Below are 15,892 nucleotides of genomic sequence, written 5' to 3' on the forward strand. Positions count from 1 at the left end.
TGTTGATCAGGCCCGCTCCTGCTGCTGCTCTTCTTCCTGCTCGAACCAGTGCGCGCGCGCCGCCATGATCAGCGCAGCCGCCTGCTCCTGGTCCATGTCTTCCTGGATCTCCAGCAGATCGTCCACCGACTGCTCCGCCAGATCTTCCCGGGTCACGACGCCCTCGCTGGCAAGCAGGTAGGCGAGCTCCCGGGTCATGCCCTCCAGCGCCAGCAGATCCTCGGCGGGCTCCGCCTCGTCGATCTTCTCCTCGCTGGCGATCGCCTGGGTCAGCAGGACGTCGCGGCCGCGGCTGCGCAGCTCGTTGACGATGTCCTCGTCGAACTCCTCGATCTCGGCCAGCTCGGCCGCCGGCACGTAGGCCACTTCCTCCACGGTGGAGAAACCTTCCTGCACCAGGATCATGGCCACCTCCTCGTCGACGTCGAGGCTTTTCATGAACATCTCGGTGAGCTCGCGCATCTCCGATTCGCTCTTCTCCTCGGCGTCCGCGGCGGTCATGACATTCAGCTCCCAGCCGGTCAGCTCGCTCGCCAGGCGGATGTTCTGGCCGCCGCGGCCGATGGCCTGAGACAGCTTTTCCTCTTCCACCGCGATATCCATGCTGTGGGCCTCCTCGTCCATGACGATGGAGACCACGTCCGCCGGCGACATGGCGTTGACGACGAACTGGGCCGGATTGTCGTCCCAGAGGATGATGTCGACACGCTCGCCGGCCAGCTCGTTGGAGACCGCCTGCACGCGGGAGCCGCGCATGCCGACGCAGGCACCCACCGGGTCGATGCGCCGGTCGTTGCTCTTCACCGCGATCTTCGCCCGCAGGCCCGGGTCCCGGGCGGCGGCGACGATATCGATCAGGCCCTGCCCCACCTCGGGGACCTCCAGGCTGAACAGGTCGATCAGGAACTCCGGCGAGGTGCGGGTCATGAACAGCTGCGGCCCCCTCAGCTCGGAGCGGACCTCGACCAGGCGCGCCTTGATGCGGTCCTGTGGGCGCACCGGCTCGCGCGGGATCATGTTCTCGCGGGGCACGAAGCCCTCGGCATTGCCGCCCAGGTCGATGAAGACGCCATTGCGGTCCACGCGCTTCACCAGGCCGCTCAGCAGTTCGCCGACCCGGTCCTGGAATTCCTCGACCACCTGCTCGCGCTCGGCCTCGCGCACCTTCTGCACGATCACCTGCTTGGCGGTCTGGGCAGCGATGCGGCCGAACTCCACGGACTCCATCGGCACCTCGACATAGCCACCCGGCTCGGCGTCGGGGTCGATCTCGACGGCGTCGATCATCCTCAGCTCGCGGTCCGGGAACTCGAGCTCGGTGGACTCGTCCTCGAACACCAGCCAGCGGCGGAAAGTATCGTAATCACCGGTCTGGCGGTCGATGGCCACGCGCACATCGATATCTTCTCCGTGGCGCTTGCGGGTGGCGGACGCCAGCGCCGCCTCGATCGCCTCGAAGATAATCTCCTTGTCCACGCCCTTCTCGTTAGAGACGGCGTCGACCACCATCAGAATTTCCTTGCTCATACCTGTCGTCTCTCCGCCCAGCCCGATATGGTGGCTAAAGCTCGGGAACCAACCTCGCCTTGTCGATATCGGCGATGCGCAGCCGATAGAGTTCTCCGTCCACACGCATCGCCACGTAACCGTCTTCCACGCCTTCCAGCGTGCCGCGGAATCGCCGCCGGCCGTCCAGCGGGACCCTGAGCGCGACCTTCGCCTCGCTGCCGACGAACCGCTCGAAGTGCTCGGGGCGCTTCAGCGGCCGGTCCAGACCGGGCGAAGACACTTCCAGCACGTACTCGCCGGGGATCGGGTCCTCCACGTCCAGTACGCCGCTAACCTGGTGGCTCACCCGCTCGCAATCCTCGAGGCTCACGCCTTCGGGCTTGTCGATGTAGAGCCGCAGCAGCCCCTTGCCGCCGATGCGGGCCTCCAGGTCCACGAGTTCGTAGCCCATGGTCGCCAGCGTCGGCTCCAGCAGCTGCCTGATCTCGTCCTCTGTCACTCTTCCTCTGTCGCGGGTCCGTCGGGGACCCCAACAAAAAATGGGCCCCAGGGCCCATTTCGTTCCTGCTCGTGCCCAGGGCTGCCGGCCCTGGCTCCGGCAGACCTTTTCGGGCAAACAAAAAGCCCCGAGCGGGGCTTTCTGTCACCAAAAACCTTGGTAGCGGGGGCAGGATTCGAACCTGCGACCTTCGGGTTATGAGCCCGACGAGCTGCCAGACTGCTCCACCCCGCATCCGCGAGAACCGAATAGTACTAGAGAAGCTGCGTTGGTTTCAACCGTCCCGGCAAAAACGCTGCCGCAGACGCTCGATTGCGTCAGCCCATGACGCTCGCGCACAGGGCCAGCAACGTGCCCGGGACCAGGCCGAGGCCGAGGATGGCCAGCCCGTTCACGCTCAGCACCACCTGCATCTCACGCGGCGCAGTGAGCGGCGCACTATCGTCCGGCGCATCGAAATAGACGAACTTCAGCACCCGCAGGTAGTAGAAGGCGCCGATGACCGAGAAGACCACCATCAGCAGGGCCAACCAGGTGTAGATGACGCCCTCGGGCGCCAGCCGGCCCGCATCCAGGACGGCTGAGATCACGTTCAGCTTCGCCCAGAAGCCCACCCAGGGCGGGATGCCGGCCATGCCGAACATGAAACAGGCCATCATCGCCGCGAACCAGGGGCTGCGGCTGTTGAGTCCCTTGAAGTCGCTGATCTCCTCCGCCTCGAAACCCTGCCGCGAGAGCAGGATGACCATGCCGAAGGCGCCGGCGGCCATCAGGACATAGGTAATCGTGTAATACATGGCTGCCTGATAGCCCGCCTGGGTGCCGGTGAAGATGCCGAGCAGGATGAAGCCGACGTGGCCGATGGTCGAGTACGCCAGCATGCGCTTGATATTCGACTGGGCGATCGCCACGACGTTGCCCAGCGCGAGAGAGAGTACGGCCAGGATCATGAGCATGCCCTGCCAGGCGCCGTGCAGCTCCGGCAGGCCGTCCACCAGTATGCGCATGGCGAGTGCGAACGCCGCCACCTTCGGCGCCGAGGCGATCAGCAGGGTCACGGGGGTACGCGCGCCCTGGTAGACGTCGGGCAGCCACATGTGGAACGGCACCGCGCCGAACTTGAACGCGATGCCGACCACCAGGAAAGCCAGACCGAACCACAGCGCGATGTCGTCCGGACCCGCGCTGCGGATGGCCAGCGACAGCGGGCCGAACTCGAGCACGCCGGTCACGCCGTAGAGGTAGGAGATGCCGAACAGCAGCATCCCCGAGGCGATGGCGCCGAGGACGAAGTACTTCATGGCCGACTCGGCGGCCACAGCGGAGTCCCGATCGAAGGCCACCAGCGCGTACAGGGCCAATGAGAGCATCTCCAGGCCCAGGTACATGGTCAGCAGGCTGTTGGCCGAGATCATCACCAGGACGCCCAGCAGCGCGAACAGCCCGAGAGTGTAGAACTCGCCGCGGGTGAGGCCGTTCACCGTCAGATACTGGCGGGAATAGATGAACACCAGCGCCATGAGGCCCACCGAGACGATCTTCAGGATCTGTCCCATCGGGTCGGCTACGTAACTGCCCGAGAACGTGAGGGTGCGCAGGTCCGGCGCGGAGCCGAGGATGGCCGCCAGCGTCACCCCCAGCGCGCCCATTGCCAGCCACCAGGTCACGATGCGGCGTTCGTCGCTCACGAACAGGTCGGCGATCAGGACCACGCAGATCAGCCCGAGCAGTACGATCTCGGGGAGCGCGGGACTGAAATCGGGAACGATGAAATCCATCTGTCAAACCTTGGGTTGAATGGACCGGTTTACCGCGCCGTTCACAGCTTCGACCGGCTCATCTGATCGACCAGCTGATCCACGCTCGCCGACATGAGATCCACCAGCGGCGCCGGCCAGACCCCCAGCAGGAGGACGGCGACGGCGAGAACGCCCAGCACCAGGAACTCCCGGCCGTTGAGGTCCGACAGGCCCGCCACCCTGTCGTTGGCCACGTCGCCGAACACCACCCGCTTCACCATCCACAGGGTATAGGCCGCGCCCAGAACCAGCGTGGTGCCGGCCAGCAGCGCATACCAGAACGAGGCCCTGAAACTCGACAGGATCACCATGAACTCGCCGACGAAACCGGAGGTGCCCGGCAGCCCGGCGTTGGCCATGGCGAACAGCACCATGAACGCGGCGAACACCGGCATGGTGTTCACCACGCCGCCGTAGTCGGCGATGCGCCGGGTGTGCAGGCGGTCGTACATCACGCCCACGCAGAGGAACAGTGCGCCGGAGACGAGGCCGTGGGAGACCATCTGCACCATGCCGCCGGTGAGCCCCAGCCCCGCCCCGCTGACCGAACCGGTGGACTGCTCGATGTCCCAGAGCACGAAGAAACCCAGCGTGACGAAGCCCATGTGGGCGATGGAGGAGTAAGCGATCAGCTTTTTCAGGTCCTGTTGCACCAGGGCGACGAAGCCGATGTAGACCACGGCGATCAGCGACAGCGCGATCATCAGCCAGTCCAGCGCCTGACTGGCATCCGGCAGGATCGGCAGCGACAGGCGGACGAAGCCGTAGCCGCCCATCTTCAGCATGATCGCCGCCAGGATCACCGAGCCGCCGGTCGGTGCCTCCACGTGGGCGTCCGGCAGCCAGGTGTGCACCGGCCACATCGGCACCTTCACGGCGAAAGCCAGCAGGAAGGCGAGGAAGATCAGGATCTGCGCCTCCATGCCGATGCGCATGGCGTGGAAATCCAGGATGCCGTAGCTGCCCGACTGCACGTACAGCCAGATCAGCGAGACCAGCATGAACACCGAACCCAGGAAGGTGTAGAGGAAGAACTTGATGGTGGCGTAGATGCGCCGCTCGCCGCCCCACACGCCGATGATCAGGAACATCGGCACCAGCATCGCCTCCCAGAAGACGTAGAACAGCATCGCGTCCAGCGCGCAGAACACGCCGACCATCAGGCCTTCGAGGATCAGGAAAGCGGCGAAATACTGGGCCGGGCGCTTCGTGATGCCGCGCCAGCCGGCGATGATCACCAGCGGCGTGATGAACGTGGTGAGCAGGATCAGCGGCACCGACAGCCCGTCGACACCGAGGTGGTAGAACACGTTGAAGGTCTCGATCCAGGACACCCGCTCGACGAACTGCATGGCGGCGCTGGCACGGTCGAAGCCGGTGAACAGCGGGATGCTGGCGGCGAGCGTCGCGAGCGAGGTCACCAGCGCCGTCAGGCGCATGGCCGACGCCCGCGGCGAAGCCGCATCGTCGCCGTCGCCGATGATGAGCGCCAGCACGCCGCCGGCGATCGGCAACCAGATGAGCAGGCTCAGAAGATAACCGAAATCCATGACAGACCCGTTCAGCCCCCGACGCTCAGCCGACCCACAACAGCCAGCCGAGCAGCGCGGTGAGACCGATCACCATCGCAAACGCGTAGTGGTAGAGATAACCGGACTGCACCTGCCGCACCGCCGCGGCGATGCGCCCGATGGTCCTGGCCGTGCCGTTGACCATCACGCCGTCGATGAATGCCTGGTCGCCCGCCTTCCACAGCACGGTACCAATGCCACGGCCACCCGCCGCGAATACCCGCTGATAGAGTTCATCGGCGTAGTACTTGTTGAGCAGCAGGCGGTAGACGGCCGACAGGCGATCGCTCGCCTGAGCCGCGAGGTCCGGCCGGCGCAGCCAGATGTACCAGGCGACCGCGACGCCCGCCAGCGCCAGATACACGGCAGGGCCGCCGAACGCGTGCAGGATGAAGCCGGCCGGGCCGTGGAACTCCTCGCCCACGGCCGCCAGCGCGCCGTGTTCGGGCGCTACCCGGATGGCGTCGCCGAAGAAATCCCCGAACAGCAGCGGGCCGATGGTGAACCAGCCGACCAGCAGCGAGGGGATGGCCAACAGCACCAGCGGCACGGTCACCACCGCCGGCGGCTCGTGCAGATGGGACCGGGTGGCGGCACCCATGCGCTCCTCGCCGTGGAACACGAGGAAGAACATGCGGAACGAGTACAACGCCGTGACGAAGACGCCGAGCAGCACGCTCCAGTAGGCGATGGCATGGGCCAGGCTGCCCTGCTCCACCCACGCCGCATGCACCGCCTCGATCAGGGCGTCCTTGGAGAAGAAGCCGGCCGTGCCCGGGAAACCGATCAGCGCGAGCGAGCCGATCAGCGCCGTCCAGTAGGTGACGGGCATGTATTTCCTGAGGCCGCCCATCCGGCGGATGTCCTGCTCGTGATGCATGGCGATGATCACCGAGCCGGCCGCCAGGAAAAGCAGCGCCTTGAAGAAGGCGTGGGTCATCAGGTGGAAGATACCCGCCGCATAGGCCGAGGCGCCGAGTGCCACGGTCATGTAGCCCAGCTGAGACAGGGTCGAGTAGGCGACCACCCGCTTGATGTCGTTCTGCACGATGCCGAGCAGGCCCATGAAGAAGGCCGTCACCGCACCGATGATCAGCACGAAACCCAGTGCGGTGGCCGAGATTTCGTACAGCGGCGACATCCGCGCCACCATGAAGATGCCCGCCGTGACCATGGTGGCCGCGTGGATCAGCGCGGAGATCGGCGTCGGGCCCTCCATGGAGTCCGGCAGCCAGACGTGCAGGGGCACCTGGGCAGACTTGCCCATGGCGCCGATGAACAGCAGGATGCAGATCAGCGTCATGGCGTTCCACGGGCTGCCCGCGAAGATCGCGATCTCCTGACCGGCGATGCGCTCGGCCTGGGCAAAAGTCTCGGCGTAGTCGAGCGTGCCGGCGAACATCACGACCGCGGCGATGCCGAGGATGAAGCCGAAATCCCCTACCCGGTTCACCAGGAAGGCCTTCAGGTTGGCGACGATGGCCGTCGGCTTCTTGTACCAGAAGCCGATCAGCAGGTAGGACACCAGCCCCACGGCCTCCCAACCGAAGAACAGCTGCAGGAAGTTGTTCGACATCACCAGCATCAGCATGGCGAAGGTGAACAGGGAGATGTAGCTGAAGAAGCGCTGATAACCCGGGTCGTCGTGCATGTAGCCGATGGTGTAGACGTGCACCATGAGCGAGACGAAGGTCACCACCACCATCATCAGGGCACTCAGCCGGTCGATGAGGAAGCCCACCTCCATGCGCAGGCCATCGGTGACGGCCCATGTGTAGACCGTGTAGTTCTGCACCTCGCCGCCGTCGAACACCAGGTCCTTCAGCACCAGCAGCGAGAGCACCGCAGAGAGACCCACGGCGAGGATGGTGATCCAGTGCGCCCCGGCCCGGCCGATGCGCCGGCCGAACACGCCCGCCACGATGGCGGCGACGAGGGGCGCGAGGACGATGGTGAGATGCATCGCTTGCATGCGCTAGCCCCTCATCGCGTCCATGTTCTCGACGTCGATGCTGCGCCGGCTGCGGAACAGCACCACCAGGATGGCCAGCCCGATCGCCGCTTCGGCCGCCGCCACGGTCAGGATGAAGAACACAAATACCTGGCCGAGCTCGTTGCCCACATAGCGGGAGAACGCCACGAAATTGAAATTCACCGCCAGCAGCATGAGCTCGATGCACATCAGCAGCAGGATGACGTTCTTGCGGTTGATGAAGATACCGGCGACCGCCAGCGAAAACAGGATCGCCGACAGCGTGAGGTAGTGCTGCAGTCCGATGCCGCTCACTGGCGTTCCTCCGAATCCATGCTGACCAGGCGCACCCGGTCCTCGCGGCGCGTGCTCACCTGCCGTGAGATGTTCTGCACCTTCAGGCCCGGGCGTCGGCGCATGGTCAGCGTGATCGCCGCGACGATGGCGAGCAGCAGTATCACGGCAGCCAGCTCGAAGGCATACACGTGCTCGGTATAGAGCACCGACCCGAGTGCCTTGGTATTGCTGTAGCCCTCCGGCAGGGGCGGCGCGTCCGCCATCGTCGTGAGCCCGCGGCTCTTCGCCCAGATGACCTGAACCAGCTCGACCACCATGATCAGCGCGACCACGAGACCGAGGGGAGCGTAGCGGGTGAGCCCCTCGCGCACCGCCTCCACGTTGACGTCGAGCATCATGACGACGAACAGGAACAGCACCATGACCGCGCCGACGTAGACCAGCACCAGGACGATGGCCAGGAACTCCGCCTCAGCCAGCAGCCACAGGACCGCGCTGTTGAAGAAAGCCAGCACGAGGAACATCACGGAATACACCGGATTCCGCGAGAAGATCACACCGAGTGCCGCACCGATCAGCACGGCGCTGAAGACGTAGAAGAGCAGCGTCTCAAACAAAATCCGGTCCCCAATGGCTCCCGCGCCCGGGAGCCCCTCGTCAATAATGGATGGCGGCGCCCTGCCCTAGCGGTAGGGCGCGTCCGCGGCCTTGTCGGCGGCGATCATCGGTTCGTACTTCTCGCCGACGGCCAGCAGTTTCTCCTTTGTCATGATGTTCTCGCCCCGGTTCTCCATGTGGTACTCGTGGATCCGGGTCTCGACGACCGCATCCACCGGGCATGCCTCTTCGCAGAATCCGCAGTAGATGCACTTGAACAGATCGATATCGTAACGGGTCGTGCGACGTGTGCCGTCCGGCCCGACGTCGGATTCGATGGTGATGGCCAGCGCCGGGCAGACCGCCTCGCAGAGCTTGCAGGCAATACAGCGCTCCTCCCCGTTCGGGTAGCGGCGCAGGGCGTGCAGACCGCGGAAACGCGGCGACTGCGGCGTCTTCTCCTCCGGGTACTGCACCGTGACCTTGGTGTGGAACAGGTTCCGCCCGGTCAGCATCAGGCCGCGCCAGAGCTCGAGCAGCAGAAACGTCTTGAGGATATTCCTGACCATCGGCACTCTCCCCTACACGCCCGTCGCCAGCCGCGCCCAGGGTCCCACGTGCAGCCACGCGAGTACGCCCTCCACGGCGATCCAGACTATCGTCACCGGGATGAACACCTTCCAGCCGAGCCGCATGATCTGGTCGTAACGGTAGCGCGGGAACGTGGCCCGCAGCCACAGGAAACAGAACAGGAAGAACGCGGTCTTGAGCGCGAACCAGAAGAAGCCCGGCTGCACGATCCAGGCGTTCTCGCTGATACCGGCGAACCCGATCAGACCTTCGAACGGCGACAGCCAGCCGCCCCAGAACAACACCGCCGTGAGCGCCGCGATCAGCACCATGTTGGCGTACTCGGCCAGGAAGAACACGGCGAAGGCGATGCCCGAGTACTCGACATGGAAGCCGGCGACGATCTCCGATTCTCCCTCGGCCACGTCGAACGGCGCCCGGTTGGTCTCCGCGACGCCGGAGATGAAGTAGACCGCGAACAGCGGCAGCAGCCACAGCCAGAACCAGTTGGTGATACCGCCCTGCTGGGCGCGGATGATCTCGCCGAGGTTCAGGCTGCCGGCCGCCATCAGGACGCCGACCAGGGCGAAGCCCATGGCGATCTCGTAGGCGACGATCTGCGCGGCGGAGCGCATGGCGCCGAGGAAGGCGTATTTGGAGTTGGTGGCCCACCCCGCCAGGATGACGCCGTAGACACCCACCGACGTGAGCGCCAGCACGTAGAGGAGGCCCGCGTCGATGTCGGCCAGGACGAAGTCCTCGCTGAGCGGAATCACGGCCCAGGTGGCCAGCGCCGGCGTGATGGAGAGCAGCGGCGCAATGACGAACAGGAAGCGGCTGGAGTTGGTGGGTACCACGACCTCCTTCATGAGCAGCTTCAGCACGTCGGCGAACGGCTGCAGGAGGCCACGGAAGCCCACCCGGTTCGGCCCGATGCGGTTCTGGATGTAGCCGATCACCTTGCGCTCGGCCAGGGTCAGGAAGGCCACGGTCAGGATCACGCAAACCATCACCGCCACGATCTGGCTGGTGACGACGGTGACCATCTGCGCCGTCTCCGGCAGCCGGCCCAGCAACCCGAAACTGATGAGGTTCAGGAACTCGTTCACCCGGCGGCCTCCAGCCGGTCATCGTGCTCACTGCGCTCGCGGCCCTCGCGGCCGTCGACCGTCAGCTGCAGGGCGTGGGCGTGGCGGACCAGCGCATCCACCCGGTAGATGGGTACGTCGAGTGTCTCGCCCTCGGGTTCGTCTGCCGCCTCGCACACGTGGTCGCCGGCGTAGGCGTTGTCCGCTACCGGCGTGCCGATCCGATCGAGCGCCTCGTCGCGAACCTGCTCCGCGGAGACGTAATCGAAGCCGGGCGCGTCCAGCAGATTGCCGATCACACGCAGTATTTTCCAGCCGGGGCGCGCCTCGCCCACCGGGCTGGCGACGCCGGCGAAGCTCTGCACCCGCCCCTCGCCGTTGACGAAGGTGCCGGCCGTCTCGAATGCGGTGCCGAGCGGCAGCATGACATCCGCGGCGGCCTCGATGCCGGCCGTGCGATAGGCCGTCATAGCCACCACGAACTCGCTGCCGGCGAATGCCTGCCGCGCGTCTGCGGCGAAATCCTCGTCCGGGTCGGCGCCCAGCAGCAATATCCCGCGCGGCGGATCCGCGAGCAGGCCGGCGACGTCCCGGCCGGGCCTCTCCCGGCGGGCCCCGGACGCGGCGCGACGGGGCAGCACGCCCGCCAGGCAGGCCCCGGCCGTATTGGCGCCCTCGGAGACATAGCCGAGAGCCGTGCCGGTCAGCTCAGCCAGCGCGGCGGCCAGCGCACGCAGATCTGCGTAGCACGGGTGCCGCCCGGCGATCAGCCCGAGCAGTATCAGTCCGTCGCTGCCCTCGACGAGGCTGGCGGCGGCGCGGCGCTGCTGGTCGTCGGGGCTTACGCCCTCGGTCAGAGCGCGCACCGGGGCCGGCACCGCCGTCTCCTGCAGCTGTGCGGCAGCGACAGTCACCCCGGCCAGCCCCGCGACCAGACTGCCCTCGGCGTAGGCCTCTACGCCGAAGAAATAGGGATAGCGCTCCGGGTTGACGAAGGAGACCTTCCCGCCGCCCACGGCCGCCTTGCGCACGCGATGAGCCAGCATCGGCACTTCCTTGCGCAGGTTCGAACCCACGACCAGCAACGCGTCCAGATCCTCGAAGTCCTCCAGGGAGCGGCCGAGCGCGGCGAATAACGGGTCTGCGTCCTGGTCGCGGAAGTCGCGCCGGCGCAGGCGATGGTCGAGATTCGCGGTGCCCAGATGTTCGCCCAGGCGGGCCAGCAGATGGCATTCCTCCAGCGTCGCCCCCGGCGCCGTCAGCAGAGCGACCTCGCCGGGGTCCGCGGCGGCGATCTCGCGCAGCCGCTCGGCCGTCACGGACAGGGCGTCCTCCCAGGACACCGCCTCCCAGCGCCCGTCCCGCTTCACCATCGGCTCGCGCAGCCGCGCCTCGCTGTAGATACCCTCGTAGCTGAAGCGGTCCCGGTCGGCGATCCAGGTCTCGTTGATCGCCTCGTTACGGCGGGGGACGATGCGTTTGACCGTGCCACGCAGCACGTGCGCATACAGGTTGCTGCCCGCGCAGTCGTGCGGCGACACCATGGGCCTCTGCACCATCTCCCAGGCGCGGGCGCTGTAGCGGTAGGGCTTGTTGTTCAGCGCGCCCACGGGACACACGTCGATGATGTTGCCGGACAGCTCGTGATCGACGCTCTTCTCGATATAGGTGCCGATCTTCATGTGCTCGCCGCGGTCCGTGGTGCCCAGCTCCTGGATGCCGGCGATCTCCTGGCCGAAGCGCACGCAGCGGGTGCAGTGGATGCAGCGGGTCATGTCCGTGGACACCAGCGGACCCAGATCCTGGTCCTTCACCACCCGCTTGCCTTCGGTATAGCGGGAGACGTCGCGACCGAAGCCCATCGCGAGGTCCTGCAGCTCGCACTCGCCGCCCTGATCGCAGATCGGGCAGTCCAGCGGGTGATTGATGAGCAGGAATTCCATGGTGGCCTTCTGGGCCGAGACCGCTCTGGCGGAACGGGTGAAGACCTTCATACCCTCGTTGACCGGGGTGGCGCAGGCGGGCAGCGGCTTCGGCGCCTTCTCCACCTCCACCAGACACATGCGGCAGTTGGCGGCCACGGACAGCTTCTCGTGATAGCAGAAGCGCGGCACGTAAATGTTCGCCGCATCCGTGACCTCGATCAGCATCTGCCCCTTGCGCGCCTGCAGGGGCTTGCCGTCGACTTCTATGTTGACCAGATCGTCGCTCATGGTGCTCGCAATGCGGTACGGGTCACGCGGCCCGGCGGTCGTCGTCCTCGACGATGCTCCGGCCCTTGTGCTCGACCATGTATTCGAATTCGTGGCGGAAGTGTTTCAGGAAGCTCTGCACCGGCCACGCGGCGGCGTCGCCCAGCGCGCAGATGGTGTGGCCCTCGATCTTGTTCGCCACGTCGAGGAGTTTGTCCAGATCGTCCGCCGTCGCCTGGCCCTCGAGCATGCGCGTCAGCATGCGGTACAGCCAGCCGGTGCCCTCGCGGCAGGGTGTGCACTGGCCGCAGGACTCGGCCATGTAGAAGCGCGAGATACGCCGCAGGACGCGCACCATGCAGGTGGTCTCGTCCATCACCATCACGGCACCGGTGCCGAAGGATGAGCCCGCCTCCTTCAGCGAGTTGTAGTCCATGGTGCAGCCCATGATGATATCGGCCGGCAGCACGGGTACCGAGGAGCCGCCCGGAATCACTGCCTTCAGCTTACGCCCGCCCAGCATGCCGCCGCAGCGCTCCAGCAGTTCCGGGAACGGGATGCCCATGGGCAGCTCCAGATTCTGGGGCTGCTCCACGTGTCCGGATACGGAGAAGATGGCCGTGCCGCCGGAGCCCTCCACGCCCAGGGCAGAGAACCACCTGGCACCGTTGCGGATGATGGAGGGCACACTCGCGAGCGACTGGGTGTTGTTCACCGTGGTGGGCTTGCCGTACACGCCGAAGTTCGCGGGAAACGGCGGCTTGAAACGCGGCTTGCCCTGCTTGCCTTCGAGGGATTCCAGCAGTGCCGTCTCCTCACCGCAGATATAGGCGCCGGCGCCGACGAAGGTGTAGAGGTCGAAATCGATGCCGGAGCCACGGATATCGCGGCCCAGCAGCCCCGCCTCGTAGGCTTCCGTGAGCGCGGCCTCGAACCTCGGCACCGGCTCCTCCATGAACTCGCCGCGGATGTAGTTGTAGCCCACGGTGGCGCCCATCGCATAGCCGGCGATGGCCATACCCTCGACGAGAGAATGGGGGTTATAGCGCAGGATCTCCCGGTCGTGGCAGGTGCCCGGCTCGCTCTCGTCCGAGTTGCAGACGATGTACTTCTGCACCGGCGCGCTGCGTGGCATGAAACTCCACTTCAGGCCCGTCGGGAAACCAGCGCCGCCGCGACCCTTCAGCCCCGACTCCTTGACCTCCTCGATCACCGCCTCCGGCGTCATCTCGCCCTTCAGGATGCGCTCCCACGCCTCGTAGCCGCCCACCTTGCGGTAGGCCTCGAGGCTCCAGGGCTCGTCCTGCCCGAGCGTGGCGTAGCAGATCAGGTTCTCGTCGGTACTCATCAGTCCAGTCCGTCCATTATCTCGTCGATGCGCTCGGGGGTGAGGTTCTCGTGGTAGACGTGGTCCACCATCATCATCGGCGCCCCGCAACAGGCGGCAAGGCACTCCTCCTCGCGCTTCAGATAGATGCGCCCGTCCGGTGTGCTCTCACCCAGGGAGACCCCGAGTTTGTTCTCCACGTGCGCTACCAGGTCTTCCGCGCCTCGCAGCATGCAGGAGACGTTGGTACAGATGGAGACGCTGTGCCGGCCCACCGGCTTCGTCTCGAACATCGAATAGAACGTGGCGACCTCGTACACCTGGATGGGCGGCAGCTCCAGGTAGGCCGCGACGGCGTCCATGATCTGCGGCGTGAGATAGCCGGCGTTCTCGTGCTGCGCGGCATGCAAAGCACCGATCACCGCCGAGCGCTTGCGCTCCTCGGGGAAGCGCCCGGTCCACTTGTCGATCTCCTCGCGCACATGGGCGCTCAGCTCGGGCACTGCCGTCTGCTCGCTCACCGGTCCACCTCCCCGAACACGATGTCCTGGGTGCCGATCACAGCGACCACGTCGGCCAGCATGTGCCCCTGCACCATCTCGTTCATGGCCGCCAGGTGGGCGAAGCCCGGCGCCCGGACCTTCAGCCGGTAGGGCTTGTTCGCCCCGTCCGAGATCAGATAGCAGCCGAATTCGCCCTTGGGCGCTTCCACCGCAGCATAGGCCTCGCCTTCCGGCACCACGTAGCCCTCGGTGAAGAGCTTGAAGTGGTGAATCAGCGATTCCATGTCGTCCTTCATCTCGACCCGGCTGGGCGGGGCGATCTTGCGGTCGTCCAGCATGACGGGACCCGGATTCTGTTCCAGCCAGTCGACGCACTGGCGAATGATCCGGTTCGACTGGCGCAGCTCCTCGATCCTCACCAGGTAGCGGTCGTAACAGTCACCGCTGACCCCCACGGGGATCTCGAAGTCGAGCTGGTCGTAGACCTCGTAGGGCTGCTTCTTGCGGAGGTCCCACTCGATGCCCGAGCCGCGCAACATGGGTCCGCTGAAGCCGAGCTGCAGCGCCCGTTCCGGCGTTACCACGGCAATGTTCACCGTGCGCTGCTTCCAGATCCGGTTATCGGTGAGCAGGGTCTCGTAGTCGTCCACGCAGGCCGGGAAGCGGTCCGTGAAATCGCGGATGAAGTCGAGCAGCGAACCTTCCCGCGCCCGGTTCATCTCGTCCACTTCCTTCTGGCTGTGCCACTTGGACGGCTGGTACTTCGGCATCTCCTCCGGCAGGTCGCGGTAGACGCCGCCGGGGCGGTAGTAGGTGGCGTGCATGCGCGTACCCGAGACCGCCTCATAGCAGTCCATGAGATCTTCGCGCTCACGGAAGCAGTACAGAAACATGGTCATGGCGCCGATATCGAGGCCGTGTGCGCCCAGCCACATCAGGTGGTTCAGAATGCGGGTGATCTCGTCGAACATCACACGGATGTACTGGGCGCGGAGCGGCGGCGTGATGCCGAGCAGCTTCTCGATGGCCATCACATAACCGTGCTCGTTGCACATCATGGACACGTAGTCGAGGCGGTCCATGTAGCCGATGCTCTGGTTGTAGGGCTTGGACTCGGCCAGCTTCTCGGTGGCCCGGTGCAGGAGGCCGACGTGGGGGTCGGCCTTCTGGATCACCTCCCCGTCCATCTCCAGCACCAGCCGGAGCACGCCGTGGGCCGCCGGATGCTGGGGCCCGAAATTCATCGTGAAGTTCTGTATTTCAGCCATCGCTAGAAGTCCCTCTCAGTTGTTCTTCGTAGCGATGGTCATCGCGGATCACCTTCGGCACCAGTGTGCGCGGCTCGATCGTGACCGACTGGTAAGCCACGCGGCGCTTTTCGGGGTCGTAGCGCACCTCCACGTTGCCGGACAGCGGGAAGTCCTTGCGAAACGGGTGGCCGATGAAGCCGTAGTCGGTGAGGATGCGGCGCAGATCCGGGTGGCCGTCGAAGAGGATACCGAACAGGTCGAAGGCCTCTCGCTCGAACCAGTCGGCCGACGCCCAGATGCCGATGACGGACGGCATCCGCGGCGGGTTGTCCGTGCCGCAGTAGACGCGAAGCCTGAGGCGGCGGTTCTTCGCCACCGAGAGCAGATGGTAGACCACCGCGAAGCGCTCCGGCTCGAAGCTCTCGGCATCGTCGATGATGACCGGCGCCCGATCCACGCCGCGGGAGAAACCGCTGTCCGTGGCATCCTGCGTCTTCCACTCGGCATGCCCGTAATCCAGGTAGTCGACGCCGCAGACGTCCATCAGCGTGTCGAAGGCGAAGTCGTCCTCGTCGCGCAGCGCCGTGGCCACCTCGAGCAGGCGCTCTTTCTCCACCTCGAAGGTGATCTCGCCGCAGGTGGACGGGACGCGGGTGACCGCGTCGCCGAAGCGCTCGTCGATGGCCGCAGCCAGAGCCTCTCTGCCTTCACTCATGCG

Annotated in this window: 13 protein-coding genes, 1 tRNA gene and 1 pseudogene; all 15 read right to left on the reverse strand. The window is 65.8% G+C overall.

All coding sequences use genetic code 11. The features are described 5' to 3' along the window. Nucleotides 1–6: 6 nt before the first annotated feature. The 15 genes and pseudogenes from nusA to ACJMKX_RS05030 all read right to left on the reverse strand — a co-directional run bounded on the left by nusA (nt 7) and on the right by ACJMKX_RS05030 (nt 15,889). Nucleotides 7–1,527, reverse strand: coding sequence for a transcription termination factor NusA (gene nusA, locus ACJMKX_RS04960; protein WP_405221922.1), 1,521 nt, complete (start codon nt 1,525–1,527; stop codon nt 7–9). A gap of 34 nt (nt 1,528–1,561) precedes the next feature. Next, nucleotides 1,562–2,050: a ribosome maturation factor RimP gene (rimP, locus tag ACJMKX_RS04965; protein ID WP_405223756.1), complete on the reverse strand. Its 489-nt coding sequence runs from the start codon at nt 2,048–2,050 to the stop codon at nt 1,562–1,564. A gap of 115 nt (nt 2,051–2,165) precedes the next feature. Beyond that, nucleotides 2,166–2,242: transfer RNA gene (locus ACJMKX_RS04970), tRNA-Met, on the reverse strand. A gap of 83 nt (nt 2,243–2,325) precedes the next feature. Then, nucleotides 2,326–3,786: an NADH-quinone oxidoreductase subunit NuoN gene (nuoN, locus tag ACJMKX_RS04975; RefSeq protein WP_405221925.1), complete on the reverse strand. Its 1,461-nt coding sequence runs from the start codon at nt 3,784–3,786 to the stop codon at nt 2,326–2,328. A gap of 41 nt (nt 3,787–3,827) precedes the next feature. Next, on the reverse strand, nt 3,828–5,357 hold the full coding sequence (locus ACJMKX_RS04980; RefSeq protein ID WP_405221928.1) for an NADH-quinone oxidoreductase subunit M: 1,530 nt from the start codon (nt 5,355–5,357) through the stop codon (nt 3,828–3,830). Nucleotides 5,358–5,382: 25 nt separating this feature from the next. Next, nucleotides 5,383–7,350: an NADH-quinone oxidoreductase subunit L gene (gene nuoL / locus ACJMKX_RS04985; RefSeq protein ID WP_405221931.1), complete on the reverse strand. Its 1,968-nt coding sequence runs from the start codon at nt 7,348–7,350 to the stop codon at nt 5,383–5,385. A gap of 3 nt (nt 7,351–7,353) precedes the next feature. Continuing rightward, nucleotides 7,354–7,656 carry an NADH-quinone oxidoreductase subunit NuoK gene (gene nuoK / locus ACJMKX_RS04990; RefSeq protein WP_405223758.1) on the reverse strand — a complete coding sequence of 101 codons (303 nt, stop codon included), beginning with the start codon at nt 7,654–7,656 and terminating at the stop codon, nt 7,354–7,356. 5 nt (nt 7,657–7,661) lie between these two features. Then, nucleotides 7,662–8,267 (reverse strand): NADH-quinone oxidoreductase subunit J, encoded by a 606-nt coding sequence (locus tag ACJMKX_RS04995; RefSeq protein ID WP_405223760.1) that lies wholly within the window; start codon nt 8,265–8,267, stop codon nt 7,662–7,664. A gap of 63 nt (nt 8,268–8,330) precedes the next feature. Next, nucleotides 8,331–8,813, reverse strand: coding sequence for an NADH-quinone oxidoreductase subunit NuoI (gene nuoI / locus ACJMKX_RS05000; RefSeq protein ID WP_405221934.1), 483 nt, complete (start codon nt 8,811–8,813; stop codon nt 8,331–8,333). A 12-nt stretch (nt 8,814–8,825) separates the two neighbouring features. Beyond that, nucleotides 8,826–9,860, reverse strand: coding sequence for an NADH-quinone oxidoreductase subunit NuoH (gene nuoH, locus ACJMKX_RS05005; protein WP_405223762.1), 1,035 nt, complete (start codon nt 9,858–9,860; stop codon nt 8,826–8,828). A gap of 344 nt (nt 9,861–10,204) precedes the next feature. Next, nucleotides 10,205–12,127: pseudogene (gene nuoG / locus ACJMKX_RS05010) on the reverse strand (NADH-quinone oxidoreductase subunit NuoG); the annotation flags it as partial. Between the two features lie 10 nt (nt 12,128–12,137). Then, nucleotides 12,138–13,442, reverse strand: coding sequence for an NADH-quinone oxidoreductase subunit NuoF (gene nuoF, locus ACJMKX_RS05015; RefSeq protein ID WP_405221940.1), 1,305 nt, complete (start codon nt 13,440–13,442; stop codon nt 12,138–12,140). Next, nucleotides 13,442–13,942 (reverse strand): NADH-quinone oxidoreductase subunit NuoE family protein, encoded by a 501-nt coding sequence (locus tag ACJMKX_RS05020; protein ID WP_405221942.1) that lies wholly within the window; start codon nt 13,940–13,942, stop codon nt 13,442–13,444. Before ACJMKX_RS05020 ends, nuoF begins: the two co-directional genes overlap by 1 nt. After that, a complete protein-coding gene (locus ACJMKX_RS05025; RefSeq protein ID WP_405221945.1) occupies nt 13,939–15,192 on the reverse strand; it encodes an NADH-quinone oxidoreductase subunit D in 1,254 nt (417 codons plus the stop codon). The genes ACJMKX_RS05020 and ACJMKX_RS05025 overlap by 4 nt, the downstream gene beginning before the upstream one ends. After that, nucleotides 15,185–15,889, reverse strand: coding sequence for an NADH-quinone oxidoreductase subunit C (locus ACJMKX_RS05030; protein ID WP_405221948.1), 705 nt, complete (start codon nt 15,887–15,889; stop codon nt 15,185–15,187). The genes ACJMKX_RS05025 and ACJMKX_RS05030 overlap by 8 nt, the downstream gene beginning before the upstream one ends. Nucleotides 15,890–15,892 lie beyond the last annotated feature (3 nt).

Origin of the sequence: Lentisalinibacter sediminis, from assembly GCF_040706615.1 — a bacterium.
In the GTDB taxonomy this organism is placed as follows: domain Bacteria; phylum Pseudomonadota; class Gammaproteobacteria; order Steroidobacterales; family Woeseiaceae; genus Lentisalinibacter; species Lentisalinibacter sediminis.

What these genes read in the sequence shown, in the direction of transcription:
- nusA (WP_405221922.1), bottom strand. Translation starts at nt 1,527, where the DNA reads ATGAGCAAGGAAATTCTGATGGTGGTCGACGCCGTCTCTAACGAGAAG.
- nuoN (WP_405221925.1), bottom strand. Translation starts at nt 3,786, where the DNA reads ATGGATTTCATCGTTCCCGATTTCAGTCCCGCGCTCCCCGAGATCGTA.
- ACJMKX_RS04980 (WP_405221928.1), bottom strand. Translation starts at nt 5,357, where the DNA reads ATGGATTTCGGTTATCTTCTGAGCCTGCTCATCTGGTTGCCGATCGCC.
- nuoL (WP_405221931.1), bottom strand. Translation starts at nt 7,350, where the DNA reads ATGCAAGCGATGCATCTCACCATCGTCCTCGCGCCCCTCGTCGCCGCC.
- nuoI (WP_405221934.1), bottom strand. Translation starts at nt 8,813, where the DNA reads ATGGTCAGGAATATCCTCAAGACGTTTCTGCTGCTCGAGCTCTGGCGC.
- nuoH (WP_405223762.1), bottom strand. Translation starts at nt 9,860, where the DNA reads ATGGTCACCGTCGTCACCAGCCAGATCGTGGCGGTGATGGTTTGCGTG.
- nuoF (WP_405221940.1), bottom strand. Translation starts at nt 13,442, where the DNA reads ATGAGTACCGACGAGAACCTGATCTGCTACGCCACGCTCGGGCAGGAC.
- ACJMKX_RS05025 (WP_405221945.1), bottom strand. Translation starts at nt 15,192, where the DNA reads ATGGCTGAAATACAGAACTTCACGATGAATTTCGGGCCCCAGCATCCG.
- ACJMKX_RS05030 (WP_405221948.1), bottom strand. Translation starts at nt 15,889, where the DNA reads ATGAGTGAAGGCAGAGAGGCTCTGGCTGCGGCCATCGACGAGCGCTTC.